Source organism: Rhodococcus sp. UFZ-B548 (genome assembly GCF_903819475.1).
Classification (GTDB): domain Bacteria; phylum Actinomycetota; class Actinomycetes; order Mycobacteriales; family Mycobacteriaceae; genus Rhodococcus_F; species Rhodococcus_F erythropolis.
In genome coordinates, this window is sequence record NZ_CAIJDS010000003.1 from 38,027 (window position 1) to 54,867 (window position 16,841).

General features: G+C 64.1%; 4 protein-coding genes. All 4 read left to right on the top strand.

The genetic code is table 11. The features are described 5' to 3' along the window. The first annotated feature begins 1 nt into the window (after position 1). The 4 genes from H7C86_RS04885 (at position 2) to H7C86_RS04900 (ending at position 16,841) form a co-directional block, all read left to right on the top strand. Positions 2-1,267, top strand: coding sequence for a cysteine desulfurase (locus H7C86_RS04885; protein ID WP_003944865.1), 1,266 nt, complete (start codon positions 2-4; stop codon positions 1,265-1,267). Positions 1,268-1,270: 3 nt separating this feature from the next. Continuing rightward, the gene (gene sufU / locus H7C86_RS04890; RefSeq protein WP_003944894.1) at positions 1,271-1,774 is read left to right on the top strand and encodes a Fe-S cluster assembly sulfur transfer protein SufU; all 504 of its coding nucleotides are present in this window, start codon (positions 1,271-1,273) and stop codon (positions 1,772-1,774) included. Then, positions 1,771-2,193: a metal-sulfur cluster assembly factor gene (locus H7C86_RS04895; protein WP_003944963.1), complete on the top strand. Its 423-nt coding sequence runs from the start codon at positions 1,771-1,773 to the stop codon at positions 2,191-2,193. Before sufU ends, H7C86_RS04895 begins: the two co-directional genes overlap by 4 nt. 338 nt (positions 2,194-2,531) lie before the next feature. Beyond that, the gene (locus H7C86_RS04900) at positions 2,532-16,841 is read left to right on the top strand and encodes a non-ribosomal peptide synthetase (protein WP_182261179.1); all 14,310 of its coding nucleotides are present in this window, start codon (positions 2,532-2,534) and stop codon (positions 16,839-16,841) included.

Consider the following 16,841-nt stretch of genomic DNA (forward strand, 5'->3'; position numbering starts at 1 on the left):
GATGACCACCTCGGTGCGCGAGCTCGACGTCACAGCGGTTCGGGCCGACTTCCCGATCCTGGCGCGAACCGTGCGCGACGGAAAACCTTTGGTGTACTTGGATTCCGGCGCTACCTCGCAGCGTCCGGTCCAGGTTCTCGATGCCGAACGGGACTTCCTGACCACGTGTAACGCGGCAGTACACCGGGGTGCTCATCAGCTCGCAGAAGAGGCGACGGACGCGTACGAGAATGCTCGCGCCACCATCGCTTCTTTCGTGGGCGCGGATTCGGACGAGTTGGTGTTCACCAAGAACGCCACCGAGGCTCTCAATCTGGTGACCTACGTTCTCGGTGACGATCGCTTCGACCGCCATGTCGGTCCTGGCGACGAAATCGTCATCACCGAACTCGAACACCACGCCAACCTCGTTCCCTGGCAGGAACTTGCGCGCCGAACCGGTGCGACGCTCAAGTGGTACGGCGTCACCGACGACGGCCGGATCGATCTCGATTCGCTGGAGCTGACAGACGCGGTGAAGGTCGTTTCGTTCACCCACCAGTCCAACGTGACCGGCGCGATCGCGCCCGTCGAGGAATTGGTGCGACGAGCACGCGCCGTCGGTGCACTCGTCGTGCTCGACGCGTGCCAGTCGGTGCCTCACATGGCCGTCGACTTCCACGAACTGGGAGTGGACTACGCGGCGTTCTCGGGCCACAAGATGCTCGGCCCTTCGGGGGTCGGAGTTCTCTACGGCCGTCGTGAACTGCTGGCAGCGATGCCTCCGTTCATCACCGGCGGATCGATGATCGAGACGGTCACCATGGAGGTCAGCACCTACGCGCCGCCGCCTCAGCGTTTCGAAGCCGGCGTACCGATGACCTCACAGGTGGTCGGACTGGGCGCTGCCGTGGATTACCTGAACACCTTCGGGATGGACGCCGTCGCCGCGCACGAGCACGTGTTGGTGGAGGCTGCTCTCGAAAAGTTGTCGGCGATCGAAGGTCTGCGCATCATCGGACCGCAGACGTCCGAGAACCGCGGCGGAGCGATTTCCTTTGTCGTGGACGGTATTCACGCCCACGACCTCGGACAGATCCTCGACGACGAGGGCGTCGCGATCCGCGTCGGACACCATTGCGCGTGGCCGCTGCATCGTAAGTTCGGTGTCGCTGCGACGGCCCGTGCGTCGTTTGCGCTCTACAACACCACCGCGGAAATCGATGTTCTCGTTGCAGCGATCAAGCGTGCGCAGGAATTTTTCGGTGTCGCAGGGGAGTTGAACTGAATCATGCGCATGGAGCAGATGTATCAGGAAGTGATCCTCGATCACTACAAACATCCGCACGGCCGCGGACTCCGTGAGCCGTTCGGCGCTGAGGTGCACCACGTCAACCCGACGTGTGGCGACGAGGTGACGTTGCGCGTCCAGATATCCGAGGACGGAACGGTCTCCGACGTCTCGTACGACGGGCAGGGTTGTTCGATCAGCCAGGCGTCGACGTCGGTGCTGAACGACCTCGTCATCGGGATGCAGGTCACCGACGCACTGAAGACGGTGACGGCGTTCAACGAGATGGTGAGCAGTCGGGGCACTGTCGAAGGGGACGAGGACGTTCTCGGCGACGGCATCGCGTTCGTCGGTGTCTCGAAGTATCCGGCACGCGTGAAGTGCGCCTTGCTCGGATGGATGGCATTCAAGGATGCTGTAGTCCAGATTGTCGACGGCAGTGCTGTGACGACGGCGGACAGCAGCAGTGAATTGGTCGACACGACTGAAGGACAGGGATCATGACCGAGACACAACCAGTGCAGGACGCCGAGGTCGGCGCTCCGGTGAATCCGAATCCCGATTCCACTGCGGAATTCGGTGGCGCACAGGGCAGTGGCACTGTCCCGTCGCCTGAGCGACTCGACGAACTCGAAGAAGCGATGCGCGACGTCGTCGACCCCGAACTGGGAATCAACGTCGTCGATCTCGGCTTGGTCTACGGACTCTTCGAAGACGACGGTGTCGTCACGATCGACATGACTTTGACGTCGGCGGCGTGCCCGTTGACCGACGTGATCGAGGACCAGGCACGCGGCGCACTTGTGCGTAGCGATCTGTGTACCGACATGAAGATCAACTGGGTGTGGTTGCCGCCGTGGGGACCGGACAAGATCACCGAAGACGGACGCGAGCAACTGCGCGCACTCGGCTTCACGGTCTGACAAGCAGCCTCGGCACGATCAACTGAATACATTTCACCGGAGCGTCGGTGCCCGTTCGTCGGGTACCGGCGCTTCGGTTTGTTATATAGGGCCGTTTTAGCCATGATATTCAGGACAATAGTCCCAAATGGTTGTTTGATGAATATTTGCTGGAAGCTGACTGATCGGTAACATCGCAGCTGATTGTCACGATGTGATCTCCGGCGGGCGATTTGCCAGTTTCCACCCGAGCTTTCCAATGTATTCGTCTCATTTCGAAGTGCCCCGATCAGTTCGAAGCGTCCAGCGGACGCATATACCTGTTTGCATCATGATCAAGTTGTAAGAGGGAGATTCGTGTGGATGGCAGTCCCGACCGAGGAATCGTTTCCGCAGCTCGTCCGGACGACGAACTCACCTTCCCTCTTTCTGCCGCGCAACTTTCCCTGCTTGTCGCACAACAGCTTCGACCCGAGATTCCCGTCAGCATCGCTCAGTACGTCGACGTGGACGGCCCGCTCGACATCGAGCTGCTGACCGCTGCCAGTAAACAGACCGGCCGTGAGATCGGCTCCGGATACCTGCGCCTGGTCGAGGTGGACGGGGTTGCGCGTCAGTGGCTTGATCTCGACATGGACGACTCCCTCGACGTGGTCGACCTGCGCGCCGAATCCGATCCGGAATCGGCGGCGCGAGAATGGATGCGCAAAGAGCACACTGCTGCCATCGATCCGTTCACCGATCGCCTGGTCAGGCTGGCAGTCCTGGTGCTTCGCGACGACCATTACTACTGGTACAGCCGTATTCATCATGTGGCGCTCGACGGTTTCGGCGCGATGTCGATGATGAACCGCACAGCCGAGATCTACACCGCCGCGGTGCGGGATCTGCCAGTTCCCCCAGCGGTAACTGCCCCCCTCCAATCGTTGGTGAAGGCAGAGGCCGACTATCTGGGCTCTTCCCGGTGGGAACGCGATCGCGACTACTGGAACACCAAGATGGCCGACAAGCCGGGCGGAACCTCGCTCGCGTCCTCGACTGCTCCGTCGCAGGCGTGGTCACGCCTGCGGTCGGCGACGGTACCTACGGAACTGCGAAGCTCCCTCGAAAGGCTTGCCGTCGCTCACGACGTGACTACGTCGTCAGTGGTGATCGGTGCACTGGCGGCTTACCTCGCCCGGGCCACCGGGACCCGCGACGTGGTCCTCAGCTTGCCGGTCTCGGGGCGGACGACAAAAGCTGCTCGCAGGTCCGGCGGAATGATGTCGAACGTCGTCCCGATACGTGCGAGTGTCGATCCGCACTTCGCGGTGGGAGACTTGCTGCACGAGGTGAAGATCGAACTCACCGGCGCACTGCGTCATCAGAAGTACCGCCACGAGGACCTACGACGCGACCTCAACGCCGGTGATCACAGCATCGCCGACGGACGCGGCTTCCACGGGCCGTTGATCAACCTCATGCTGTTCCACTCGGGAATCACTCTCGGGGACGCGCACGGCGAACTGAACGTGATCTCGACCGGGCCGATCGAAGACCTCTCGGTCAACGTCTATCAGACTTCCGCAGCCGAAGAGATCCAGATCGACTTCGCCGCGAACCCAGACCTCTACACCAACGAGGACATCACGCGTCACCACCGACGTTTCCTCGAATTCCTCGAATTGTTCTGCGCTGCGGAATCGGGAACTCGATTGATGGACATCGACCCGGACGCCGCGGGGAAGTGGATCGCCGAAGTTCAACACGCCCGCAACGTCGAGTACTGGTCTTCGACATTGTCGAACCCCGCCGAGGATCTGGGTTTGCCGGTCGTCGCCGGATCCGGTCGGACGTCCACGCCCCTCGAGATCGAGGCCGACCTCTGCCGCCGCCTCGAGACGATGGCGACGACGATGAACACGAGTCTGTTCGTGCTGTTCCAGTCTGCGATGGCCGGACTGCTGCGCCGCGTCGGTTCGGCTGACGAGGTGTCGATCGGCGTCTCGGTCCGCGGGTACGGCGCCTCGAACCCGGACGATTTCGTCTCGATGTTCGCCAACCAGTTGGTGCTTCGCTCGACGGTGTCGAACACCATGACGCTCAACGACCTGGTCGGTGCGGTGGACACCGTCGCAATCGAAGCTTTCGAACACGCAGACATTCTTCTGTCTTCGGTGACCGCCGCACTCGGTGACGGCCGCTGGGTGGAGACGGGCCCGTTGTTCCGGGCGATGGTCTGCTTCGAGGAGCCGCTGGATGCTCACCCGAGATTTCCGGGGCTCATGGTCGGTGCGCCTATCGGATCGGATCTGGCCACCGTGCCCGAACTGTTTGTCTCCCTGGCGATTCCGACTGGTGAGCATGCCGAATTCGATCAGCCGATCTCCGGTGTTCTGGATTGGCTCGGCACGAAGGAGCAAGCCGAGGACCTCGCCGACCGTTATCTACGAATCTTGACCGCGATGGTCGGTGCTCCGCACTCGGCGCTCGGCTCAGTGGATCTACTCCGCCCGGACGCGCGCCAGGCGCTGGTGCCGCCCGTTCTGCCGATTACCCCGGTCCGAACGCTCTCCGACATCCTTTCCGATCGCATTCGGGCGACCCCGGAAGCGATCGCCGTTGTCGCAGGTAGCGAGCGCGTGTCGTACCGCGAACTCGATCGACGATCGAATCAGTTGGCGCGCAAGCTCGTCGAGCATGGCGTGCAATCCGAGTCGTTGGTCGGAATCATGCTGCCGAAATCCGTGGACATGATCGTTGCCGCTGTCGCGGTAGTGAAGGCCGGCGGCGGATACCTCCCACTCGATCGTGCGCACCCCGCCGAGCGTTTGGCATACGTGGTCGAGGATGCGCAACCGGTGTGCGTCATCTCCGATTCCACTTTCCCGAACTCCGCCTTCCCGAACTCTGACGTGGTGGTCGTCGGGGTCGACTCCGACGAGTACTCCGGTGAGGGTCTGGAAACCGATGAGTGCCCGCGCGGGCACGGAGCCGACAATCTGGCGTACGTGATCTACACCTCGGGGTCGACGGGCCGACCCAAGGGCGTCTCGGTTACCCACGCCACCGTGGTGCGATTGTTCGAGAACACGCAGGTCGAATTCGGATTCGACGGCAACGACGTGTGGACGATGTTCCACTCGTTCGCCTTCGACTTCTCGGTGTGGGAACTGTGGGGCGCGCTGCTCCACGGTGGAACGCTGGTTCTGGTCGATCACGAAGTCTCACGCGACCCCGATGCCTTCCGCACGCTCGTCGCCGCAGAAGGCGTCACCGTGCTCAATCAGACGCCCTCGGCCTTCTACCAGTACATCGAAGCCGACCTTCGGGCCGATTCGGCGACCCGGCTCCGGTACGTGATCTTCGGTGGCGAAGCCTTGGATCTTCGTCGCCTCGGGCGCTGGTACGACAATCACGCGGGCTACGACAATCACGACAATCACACGGAATCCGGGCCCGCACTCGTCAACATGTACGGCATCACCGAGACGACGGTGCATGTCACCCATCTCGAAATCGACCGGGCGAGCGCGAGTGCGGTTACCGGCAGCCGGATCGGTGACGCGATCGACGGAATTCGTGTGTACCTGCTCGACGAGCATCTCTCCCCGGTCCCGGTGGGGATTGCGGGGGAGATCTATGTCGCCGGCGGTCAACTCGCCCGTGGCTATCTGGGCCGACCAGACCTCACCGCGGGCCGGTTCGTTGCCGATCCGTTCAATGCCGGCGGACGACGGTTGTACCGGTCCGGTGACCGCGCACGATGGATTGCGACTGGACAACTCGAGTACCTCGGACGCGGCGACGCGCAGGTCAAGATCCGCGGATTCCGGATCGAACTCGGCGAAATCGACTCCGTGATCCTCGGCGCGCCGGGAATCGACGACGCCGTGACCGTCGTGGCTCCGACGCCGGCCGGCGGCGCTCTCGTGACCTATGTGACCGCTTCGGACGCCGTGGACGCCGAAGCCCTTCGCGCGCACGCCGCCGAAGCCCTCCCGACCTACATGGTTCCCGATGCCTTCATGGTCATCGATTCGATTCCGTTGACCACCAACGGAAAACTCGACCGGCGTGCGCTGCCGTCGCCGATCCTCGCCTCCACCAGGGTCTTCCGGCCCCCGACGACCCCGACCGAGGGCAAGGTAGCCGCGGTTCTGGCTGACATCCTGGGTAGCGGACCGCTCGGGCTCGACGATAATTTCTTTCATTTGGGCGGAAACTCGCTGGTAGCGACGACGGCTGTGGCGCGCTTGACCGAAGCCACCGGAGTTCGTATGCCACTGCGTGCGCTCTTCGACCATCCCACGGTGTCCGGGATCGCGGCGACGATCGAGCGTGCCGCCCAGACCCCGGACGCCGACGGTATCCAGGTCGTGGCCCGGCCGGCGGTACTACCTCTCGCTCCCGCGCAGCAGCGACTGTGGTTCCTGAACCGCGTCGCACCGGAATCAGGTGCATACAACATTCCGTTGGCGGTGTCGTTGCGCGGCGACGTCGATCCCGACGCACTGAGTGCCGCGATCGTGGACGTCGTGACACGTCACGAGTCACTACGCACCGTGTTTCCTCAAATCGGGGACAACGCAACGCAGAAGGTTCTGGGCCTGGGCGAGGGTATCGCGGGGCTCGAGTCGATCGAAGTGGAACGCGAGAATCTCGAAAGTGTGATCTTCGAATTCTCCTCGGCGGGTTTCGATCTGGTCCGCGAACGCCCGGTCCGATACCTGCTGATCACTGTCGCCGACGATGAGGACGGCGATGGCAAGGACGGCGATGACGAGCAAGCAGTCCTCGTCGTAGTTCTGCACCACATGGTGGCCGACGGCTGGTCGCTCGCGCCGTTGGCTGCTGATCTCACCGGCGCTTACGCCGCCCGCGTCGGCGGCAACAGCCCGCAGTGGGCGCCCCTTCCGGTGCAGTACGCCGACTACACGCTCTGGCACCGAGAACACCTCGGCGACGCGGCATCCACCGATTCGCTTGCCCACTCACAGATCGCGTTCTGGAAGCAGCAGCTGGCGGGAGCGCCCGAGCAACTCCACCTGCCGACGGACCGTCCGCGCCCACTCGACCCGACCATGCGCGGGGCCGGAGTCGACATCAGAATTGGCGCTTCCACTCATCAGAAGCTCGTTGTACTTGCCGGCGATCACGACGCCACGCCGTTCATCGCCCTGCACGCGTGCTTCGCCCTGCTTCTGGCCAGGTACAGCGGCACGGACGACATCGTCATCGGAACACCGGTGGCAGGACGAGGGGACAGATCTCTCGATCTGCTCGTCGGCATGTTCGTCAACACTCTGGCCTTGCGGACCGTCGTCGATCGGGACGCGACGTTCGCCGCACACCTGTCGCAGGTCAGGGCCGTCGACGTGGATGCCTTCGACAATGCGGACGTGCCTTTCGACGTCGTCGTGGACGCGCTCGAACTGGACCGCTCGCCTGCGCACCATCCGGTCTTTCAAGCTGCCATCACCTCTCGGATAACCACGGCTCACACAGCCGAACTGGCCGGGGTGTCGATGACGGCGCGGGCAGTCGAGACGGGGCTGACCAAGTTCGACCTCGAGCTCACCGTCACCGAACGTCACGAGTCCGGGGCCGCAGCTGGAATCGATGCCACGTTCACCTATTCCACCGACCTGTTCGACAACGCGACCGTCGAAGCGTTGGCGCGAAACTTCGTGACCCTCGTGGAATCGGCAGTGTCGGAACCGACTGCACCGGTTGGTGACCTTCGTGTACTCGGATCCCGGGAGAGTGCCGCGATATTGCCGCGGCGCGGCGTGGCTTCGGTGGGCGAATCGACGCTGGCGCAGATCCTCGGGGCTACCGCGAGGACGTATCCCGACGCGATCGCCCTCGAAGACTCCGAGCGCTCACTCTCGTACGGGGAGCTGGAGCGTCGATCGAATCGGATCGCTCGATACCTCATGGACCTGGGCGTCGGCCCCGAGACACCGGTCGCACTGGCCGTCGCCCGATCGGTCGACTCCGTGCTCGCAGTCTGGTCGGTCACAAAAGCCGGCGGCGTTTTCGTCCCGGTCGATCCCCGTTATCCCGCAGATCGAGTTGCGCACATGCTCGAGGATTCGGGTGTGCGGATCGGAATTCGGTCCGCCGAGGTTGCGGCCGGTCCGGCAACCGGCGGGAACGTCTCAGTCTGGATCGACCTCGGCGACGCGGACACGGTTGCAGAATATGCCGCCTACTCCGACGCCGCGGTGATCGACGCTGACAGAACAGCGTCGATCACCGCGGCGTCGGCTGCGTACGTCATCTACACCTCCGGCTCGACCGGAGTGCCGAAGGGCACCGTCGTCACTCACGCAGGTTTGGCCAATCTCGCTCGCGAACAACAGGATCGGTACCGGATCACCGCCGGGTCGCGAACTCTGCATTTTGCGTCACCGAGCTTTGACGGCGCCGTACTCGAGCTACTGCTCGCCGGTTCGACCGGCGCGACGATGGTGATCGCCCCTCCCGACATCTACGGAGGGGAGGCGTTGAGCGAGTTCCTCCGAAGCCGCGAGGTCACTCATGCCTTCATCACTCCGGCTGCTCTGGCGACCGTCGATCCGGCGGGCGTGACGGCACTGGAATGCGTAGTCGTCGGCGGCGACGTGTGCACCCCGGAATTGGTCTCGAGCTGGGGCAACGGGCGCAGACTGCACAACGGATACGGTCCGACCGAAACCACTGTCATGGTTGCCATCAGTGACCCACTCTCACCGGGCGATCCGATCACCATCGGCGGTCCCATCCGCGGAATCGACGCCGTGGTGCTTGACGCTCGGCTGCAACCGGTCCCGATCGGCGGCGTCGGCGAGCTGTACATCGGTGGGCCGGGGCTTGCACGTGGTTACCACCTTCGTCCCGCGCTGACGTCGGATCGTTTTGTCGCGCATCCGTACTCGACGCCCGGTGCCCGGATGTACCGAACCGGTGACCTGGTCCGCTGGACCAAGGACCTGACCCTCCGCTACGTGGGCCGCAGCGATCATCAGCTCAAGATCCGCGGGTTCCGCATCGAACTCGGCGAGATCGACGCTGCTCTGATGGATGCCCCTCTCGTTCACTTCGCCACGACGATTCCCGTCGAATCCGCCGCAGGCACCACTCTGGCGTCGTACGTGTTGCTCAGCGGCGACGCTGATATCGAGTCGCTCTTTGCGGCACTCGCCGACACGCTGCCGCGGTACATGATTCCGTCATCGATCACCCCGATCGACGCGATTCCGTTGACTCCGGTCGGCAAACTCGATCGGAGAGCATTGCCGACGCCGATACCGCGCGAAGTCCTCGGTACGGGTCGTGAACCCGAGGCCGGGCTCGAACGCACCGTCGCCGACGTGTTCGCTTCACTGCTCGACGTACCCGAGGTCCGGGCCGGAGACAGCTTCTTCGATCTCGGTGGCAACTCACTCGTCGCGACGCAGGTGTCCGCGCGGTTGAGCGCAGCGACGGGACTCGCTGTGGACGTGCGCTCGATCTTCGAAGCACCGACCGTCGAAGCGCTCGCTGCACGTCTGGCGGCGAGCGCCGAAGAATCAGACGATCGACCTGCCCTGAGCGCCGGTGCTCGCCCGGACCGACTACCGCTCTCCGCTGCGCAACAGCGGCTGTGGTTCGTCAATCGCTTCGACCCGCAGTCCGCGGTCTACAACATTCCGTTCGCGATCCGGATCACCGGAGACATCCACGGCGATGCACTCGAGGAGGCGCTTGCGGACGTCATTGCACGCCATGAGGTGCTTCGAACGATCTACGTCGACAGCGCAGACGGCCCGAGCCAGGTCATCCGAGCAATTTCCGACGTGCAGTTCTCCGTCGAGCGCTATTGCGGATCCGAAGGTATCGAATCCGCGACGACGGAGTTCGCGGCGCGTGGGTTCGATCTCGGTTCGGATCTGCCGATTCGGGCCATGCTGGTGCGCGAGGACACTTTCGCTCACGTACTGGTCGTCGTCATCCACCACATCGCCTTCGACGGCTGGTCCCTGACTCCCTTCGCGACAGATTTCGTCGCGGCGTACTCCGCACGCGTCGTCGGAGACGCCCCGGTTTTCATACCGCTCGACGTGCAGTACGCCGACTACGCGGTGTGGCAGCAAGACTCGCTCTGGCAGATCGACGACCAGAAGTCTCTGGTTGCCCGCGAGCTGACCTTCTGGACCGCTGCCATGGCTGGTGCCCCGGACGAGGTACTGCTACCGGTGGATCGCCCACGCGGATCTGTCACCACGACCGCCGTCGGATCGGTGCCGATCGTCATCGACGCGGCGACCGGGGAGCGGCTCGCCGCCTTGGCAAGGCGCAGTGGCACGACGCAATTCATGGTCGTACACGCGATCTTGACGGTTGTTTTGGCGCGTCTCGGTGCTACCGACGACGTGGTGGTCGGTACTCCGGTGGCAGGCCGCGGCCGACCCGAACTGGATTCCCTGATCGGGATGTTCGTCAATTCGCTACCGCTTCGCACACCGGTCGATCACCGAGCGTCGTTCACCTCCCTGCTCGAGGTCGTCCGTGAACGCGACCTTGCCGCCTTCGCGCACCCCGAGTTGCCATTCGAGGTGCTGGTCGACGCCCTCGATCTCGACCGGTCAACTACGCGACACCCGCTGTTTCAGGTCATGCTGTCGTACCACCAGAATGTGGTCTCGCCGCAGGTAACCGTCCACGACGCCCATCTCGAGGCGCAAGCGCTCGAACCGTCCGTCGCTAAGTTCGACCTCGAGTTCACCCTGCTGGCAGGCGATTCCGAGAAGGCGGAGATCACCGGGTCGCTCAGGTTTGCCGAGGCGCTCTTCGACATTTCCACTGCGGAAACGATCGCCGCACGTGTGCAGTCGGTGGCCCGTGCCGTCGCCGCAGACCCGGACACCGCAATCGACGACATGGAATTCCTCAGCACCCTCGAGCGGGCGTCGCTGATGCCGGTACGAGGTCCGGCGTGGACCAGTTCGCGCACCTTGGCCGAAATATTGACGCGGACCGCCACCCGTTCAGGCGATTCGGTGGCCCTTCGATCTGGTGACACCACCGTGCTCTACCGAGATCTCTTCGCCCGTGCATCGGCGCTTGCCCGCCGTTTGACCACAGAAGGTATCGGCGCCGAAGACATTGTGGCGATAGCGATTCCGCGTTCGATCGACTCGATCGTCGCGTTGTGGGGCGTTTCCTTGACCGGCGCCGCGTTCGTTCCGGTCGATCCGCGGTACCCAGCCGATCGCATTCTGCACATGCTCACCGACTCCGGAGCCACTCGCGGAGTGACAACGGATGCGGTGATCGAATCACTGCCCCGTCCGGTTCCGTGGATGACGATGGACGACATCCACGGCGACGGTGTCTGGCAGCCGGTTCCTGCCGCGCCGATCCGAATCGACAACCTCGCCTACATCATCTACACCTCCGGATCGACGGGAAAGCCCAAGGGTGTCAGCGTCACTCACCGTGGCCTGAGCGCATTGGCCGCCGAGCAGACGGCGCGCTACGGCATCTCGGCGCAGTCGAGGACGCTGCACTTCTCCTCACCGAGCTTCGACGCATCCATCCTCGAACTGCTGCTCGCCGTCGGTGAGGGCGCGACGATGGTGATCGCATCTCCCGATGTGTACGGCGGCGAGGACCTCGCAAAACTGATCACCGATCAGCAGGTGAGCCACGCGTTCATCACGCCGGCAGCGCTGGCCTCGGTCGATCCCACCGGGCTGGACGTCTTGCAGTCGATCGTTGTCGGCGGCGAGGCCTGTTCACCCGAACTGGTCCGCAAGTGGGCACCGGGTCGCCGGTTGTTCAACGGTTACGGGCCGACGGAAACCACGGTCATGGTGTGCATCAGCGATGCCCTGACGGTGGGGGAGACCGTGAGCATAGGCGGACCCGTCCGCGGCGTGTCCGCGGTAATTCTCGACGGCTCGGCTCAGCCGGTACCCGTCGGGGTCACCGGTGAGCTCTACATCGCCGGCCTCGGACTTGCCCGCGGCTACCTCGACCAACCCGCGTTGACGGCGACGCGATTCGTGGCAGCGCCGTTCGGCCCGGCCGGCGCCCGCATGTACCGGACCGGTGACCTGGTTCGGTGGACGCCGCTCGAGACGATCGAATACGTCGGACGCTCTGATCACCAGGTGAAAGTACGCGGATTCCGCATCGAACTGGGCGAGATCGACTCCGTCCTCAGCGATTACCCCGGCGTCGAGTTCGCGGTCACCGTGGGCATCGACGCAGCTTCCGGTGAGACGATGTTGGCGTCGTACGTAGTACTCGGCGCCGATGCGGTCGAGATGGACGAACTGCTGAACCATGCGCGCCGCTCACTGCCCGCCTTCATGGTGCCGTCGGCGATCACCCCGATCGAGCACGTTCCGCTGACCCCCGTCGGGAAACTCGACCGATCGGCGCTGCCGGCGCCGACACTGCGTTCGTCCGAGCGGAGTGTCGAGCCGCTGACCACCGCGACCGAACTCCAGGTTGCCGGCGTCGTGGCGGAACTGCTGGGTATCGAACAGATCAGTGCGTCGGACAGTTTCTTCGAACTCGGCGGCAACTCACTGCTCGCCACCAGACTTGCCCAGCGACTGGGCGAATCGTTGGGCAGGCAGGTACCTGTCCGAATGCTGTTCGAGCACCCCGAAATTCGGGAACTTGCCGCCGTGCTCGACACATCCGCCGGGGCGAAGGCGCTACCACCGATCACCGCCGTCGACCGCCCCGAGCAAGTTCCGCTGTCCTACGCGCAGGCCCGCATCTGGTTCCTCAACCAGATGGATCCCGGCTCACCCGCGTACAACGTCCCTGCCGCGATCTCCCTCGACGGTGCACTCGACGTCCCAGCCCTCGAAGCTGCGGTCCTCGACGTGATCGAAAGGCACGAAATCCTGCGCACGGTGTTCCCCGACTCCGACACCGGCCCACACCAGGTGATCCAGGATGCATTCACCTCGCTGGAGTACGCAAATGCGGACACCCGTGAACCGGCAGAGCTCGCCAGAGAATTCGCGTCGCGTGGATTCGACATCACGACCCAAGCTCCCGTTCGCGCGCTCCTGCTCGAGTCGACGCCGCAGCACCACACACTTGTCATCGTGATCCACCACATCGCGGCGGACGGATGGTCGATCGCGCCGTTGATGAAGGACGTGCTCACCGCCTACGTCGCGAGAAGTTCGGGACGCGCTCCCGAGTTCACCCCGCTCGAGGTGCACTACGCGGACTTCGCCATCTGGCAGCGGGAAGCGCTGGGCTCTGTGAACGAATCCGAGAGCGTGCTCGGGGCACAGGCGTCGTACTGGCGGGAGACGTTGCGGGGAGCACCTGAGCTGATCGACCTTCCGAGCGATCGAGCGCGCCCGCTCACCCAGTCGTTGAGCGGCGGCCACACCGCGGTCTCGCTTCCGGCGCACACCCGGATCGCGGTCGAGGCGGTCGCCGGCTCGAATGCGGCGACGCCGTTCATGGTGTTGCACGCTGCCTATGCCGTGCTGCTGTCCAGGCTGAGTCGAAGCACGGACATCGTGATCGGATCTCCGGTCGCCGGGCGAGGACACCGAGTTCTCGACGACCTCGTGGGAATGTTCGTGGGCACGGTCGGACTGCGCACGACGGTCGATCCCGGGTCGACGTTCGTCGACGTTCTGCGTACTGTCCGCTCCGTCGATCTCGACGCCTTCGCCCACGCGGACATTCCGTTCGAGCAGGTCGTGGACGTGGTGGCGCCGACCCGGACCACCGACCGTCATCCGGTGTTCCAGACGATGATCTCGTTCCACGGCGCCCACCCGACGACGTGGGACCTGCCTGGACTTGCCGTTCGTGCCCACGAGATCACACCGGACATCGCCAAGTACGACCTGCAGTTCACCGTTGTCGAACAGACCGCGGAGGAAGGCGGCGGCTACGAGGCCTCCCTCACATACGCGAAGGACCTCTTCGACACCGATACGGCGGAGTCGTTTGCGGTGATGCTGGAAACGATCATCGAGACACTGACTGCCCAGCCCTCCGCCGTCGTCGGTGACGTGGATCTTGCGGGACGTGGCCTGCGTGCGTTGCCCGGACGTCCGGCCGGCGATGCTTTGACCTTGCCGGAGTTGCTGCTTCGCGGCGCGGCCGATCCGCATGCTCCGGCAATCGTCGACGTCGCGGCTTCCGCCACGCTCACGTACGGCGAAGTCGACCGACGCTCCGACGCAATGGCGTTTGCGTTGATCGCTCGCGGGATTGCGCCGGAAATGATTGTGGCACTCGCGCTTCCGAGGTCGGCCGACTATGTGATCGCGCTCTGGGCGGTAGCGAAAGCCGGCGGAGTGTTTCTTCCCGTGGACCCGGCGTACCCCGCCGAGCGGATCGAGCACATGCTCACCGACAGTGGGGCGGTACTCGGTATCACCAGGGGTGAGTATGTGGCCGGCCTTCCGGGCGCCACGTCGTGGATCGAGCTCGACGCGGTCGAATTCACCACCGAAATCGAGGCAGTCCATTCCGAGACACTGCCGGACGCGCCACTCGAGTTCGACAACCCGGCCTACCTGATCTACACCTCGGGCTCGACCGGAAAACCCAAGGGCGTATTGGTCACTCACGCGGGATTGGCCGCGTTTGCCGACGAACAGCGGGAACGTTTCGGCGTCACCGCGCACTCTCGCGCTCTGAGCTTCGCCTCGACGAGCTTCGACGCGTCGGTTCTCGAGCTCCTTCTGGCATTCGGCGCCGGCGCAACGATGGTGATTGCGCCTCCGACGGTTCTCGGCGGTGTCGAATTGCACGAACTGCTCGACGAGCAGACGATCACCCATGCATTCGTGACTCCGGCCGCCCTGGCGACTGTCGATCCCGCCGGTCTCGACCATCTCGAGGCCGTCGTTGTCGGTGGCGACGCCTGCACCGCCGACCTCGTATCTCGGTGGGCGCCGAGGCGCCGAATGTTCAACGCGTACGGCCCGACCGAGGCCACCGTCGCAGTCACCATCAGCGATTCACTCGTCGCGGGGGAGTCTGTGACGATCGGCGGTCCGATCCGCGGTGTGGATGCGATGGTTCTCGATTCCCGACTGCACTCGGTCCCCGGACAGGTCGTCGGTGAGCTCTACGTCAGCGGCGACGGTCTCGCCCGCGGGTACCTCGGCAACCCCGCGCTCACGGCAGCGCGGTTCGTCGCCGACCCGCACGGACCCGAAGGCTCTCGGATGTACCGCACCGGAGATCTTGTGCGTGAAGATCGCGCACGGTCGCTTGTCTATCTCGGACGCGCGGACCACCAGGTCAAGGTCCGAGGGTTCCGGATCGAACTCGGTGAAATCGACGCGGTGCTGGCGTCGGAGGCGTCCGTGCATTCGGCTGTGAGCGTGGTCGTCGGCGACGGCGTCGACGCTCGGATAGTCGCGTACGTCGTCCCGGCACACGGGGACGTCGACGTCACCGCACTACGACGCCACGCAGGCACATCCCTACCTGCGCACATGATCCCGTCCGCTTTTGTCACGATCGATGCAGTCCCGACCACACCGGCGGGCAAGCTGGATCGCGCAGCTCTGCCTGCGCCCCTCTGGGAGGCGCCGAGTGGACGCAGTCCGGAAGGCAGCGACGAGATTGCGATCTGCGCTGCTTTCGCGGAGGTACTCGATCTCGCCGACGCAGACACGTACGCCGATTCGAGCTTCTTCGAACTCGGCGGAAACTCGCTCATGGCAACGCGTTTGGTCGCTGCCATCAAGGAACGCACCAGTATGGCCGTCCCCGTCGCGTGGATATTCTCCGACCCGACACCGGAGGCATTGGCGCGCAGACTCTTCGAACTCGAGGCAACAGTTATGACAAGTGACGCGGATACCTCCGCACTTGCGGTAGTCCTGCCACTACGCCCGGAAGGCCGCGCCGAGCCACTGTTCTGCATCCATCCGGCCATCGGTTTGGCCTGGTGCTACGGGGCACTCGATCGGTACGTCGATTCCAGCCGGCCGCTCTACGGCCTGCAGTCGCCGATTCTGACGGACCCCGAATTCCGGGCGGAGCTGATCGAGGATTTCGCGGCGCGGTACGTCGAGGAAATTCGCGGAGTTCAGCCGCACGGTCCGTATCACCTGCTGGGGTGGTCGATCGGGGGATTGATCGCTCACGCGGCGGCGGTGCAGTTGCAAGCAGCGGGTGAGAGCGTCGCCGACCTGATTCTGCTCGACAGCTTCGTTCTCGAAGACCCGACGATGGCGGGCGCGCAGCCTTCTCTCGCCGAACTGATCGGCGGGTTGGGGATCTCGGTCCCGGACGCCGACGAGCGTGATCTGACACCGGAGGACGCCGAAGCGCTCTTGCATGAGGCCATCGGCGATCACCCTTTGGTCTCGAGCGATCGGATCGAGCGACTGTTCGAGGAATACTCCGCAGGCGCGGAGCTTGCCCACCGGTACCGCCCGGGCAAGTTCGTGGGCGATCTGCTGTTCTTCTCGGCACAGACCGACACCTTCGACCCGCTGCGAACGGCGTCGGCGTGGCGACCGTTCGTGTCCGGGGTGATCATCGACCGTCCGGTGCCCACGTCACACGCCGAAATGTTCACCGAGGCAGGTCTGGAGGCGATCGGGCCCGTGATCAACCTGGCGGTCGGAACCGGTCGTCACGCGGCCCCGGACGTCGACGCTGAGTTGGACGCTCTGATCGAGATCCAAGACGTGCGCGGCTGA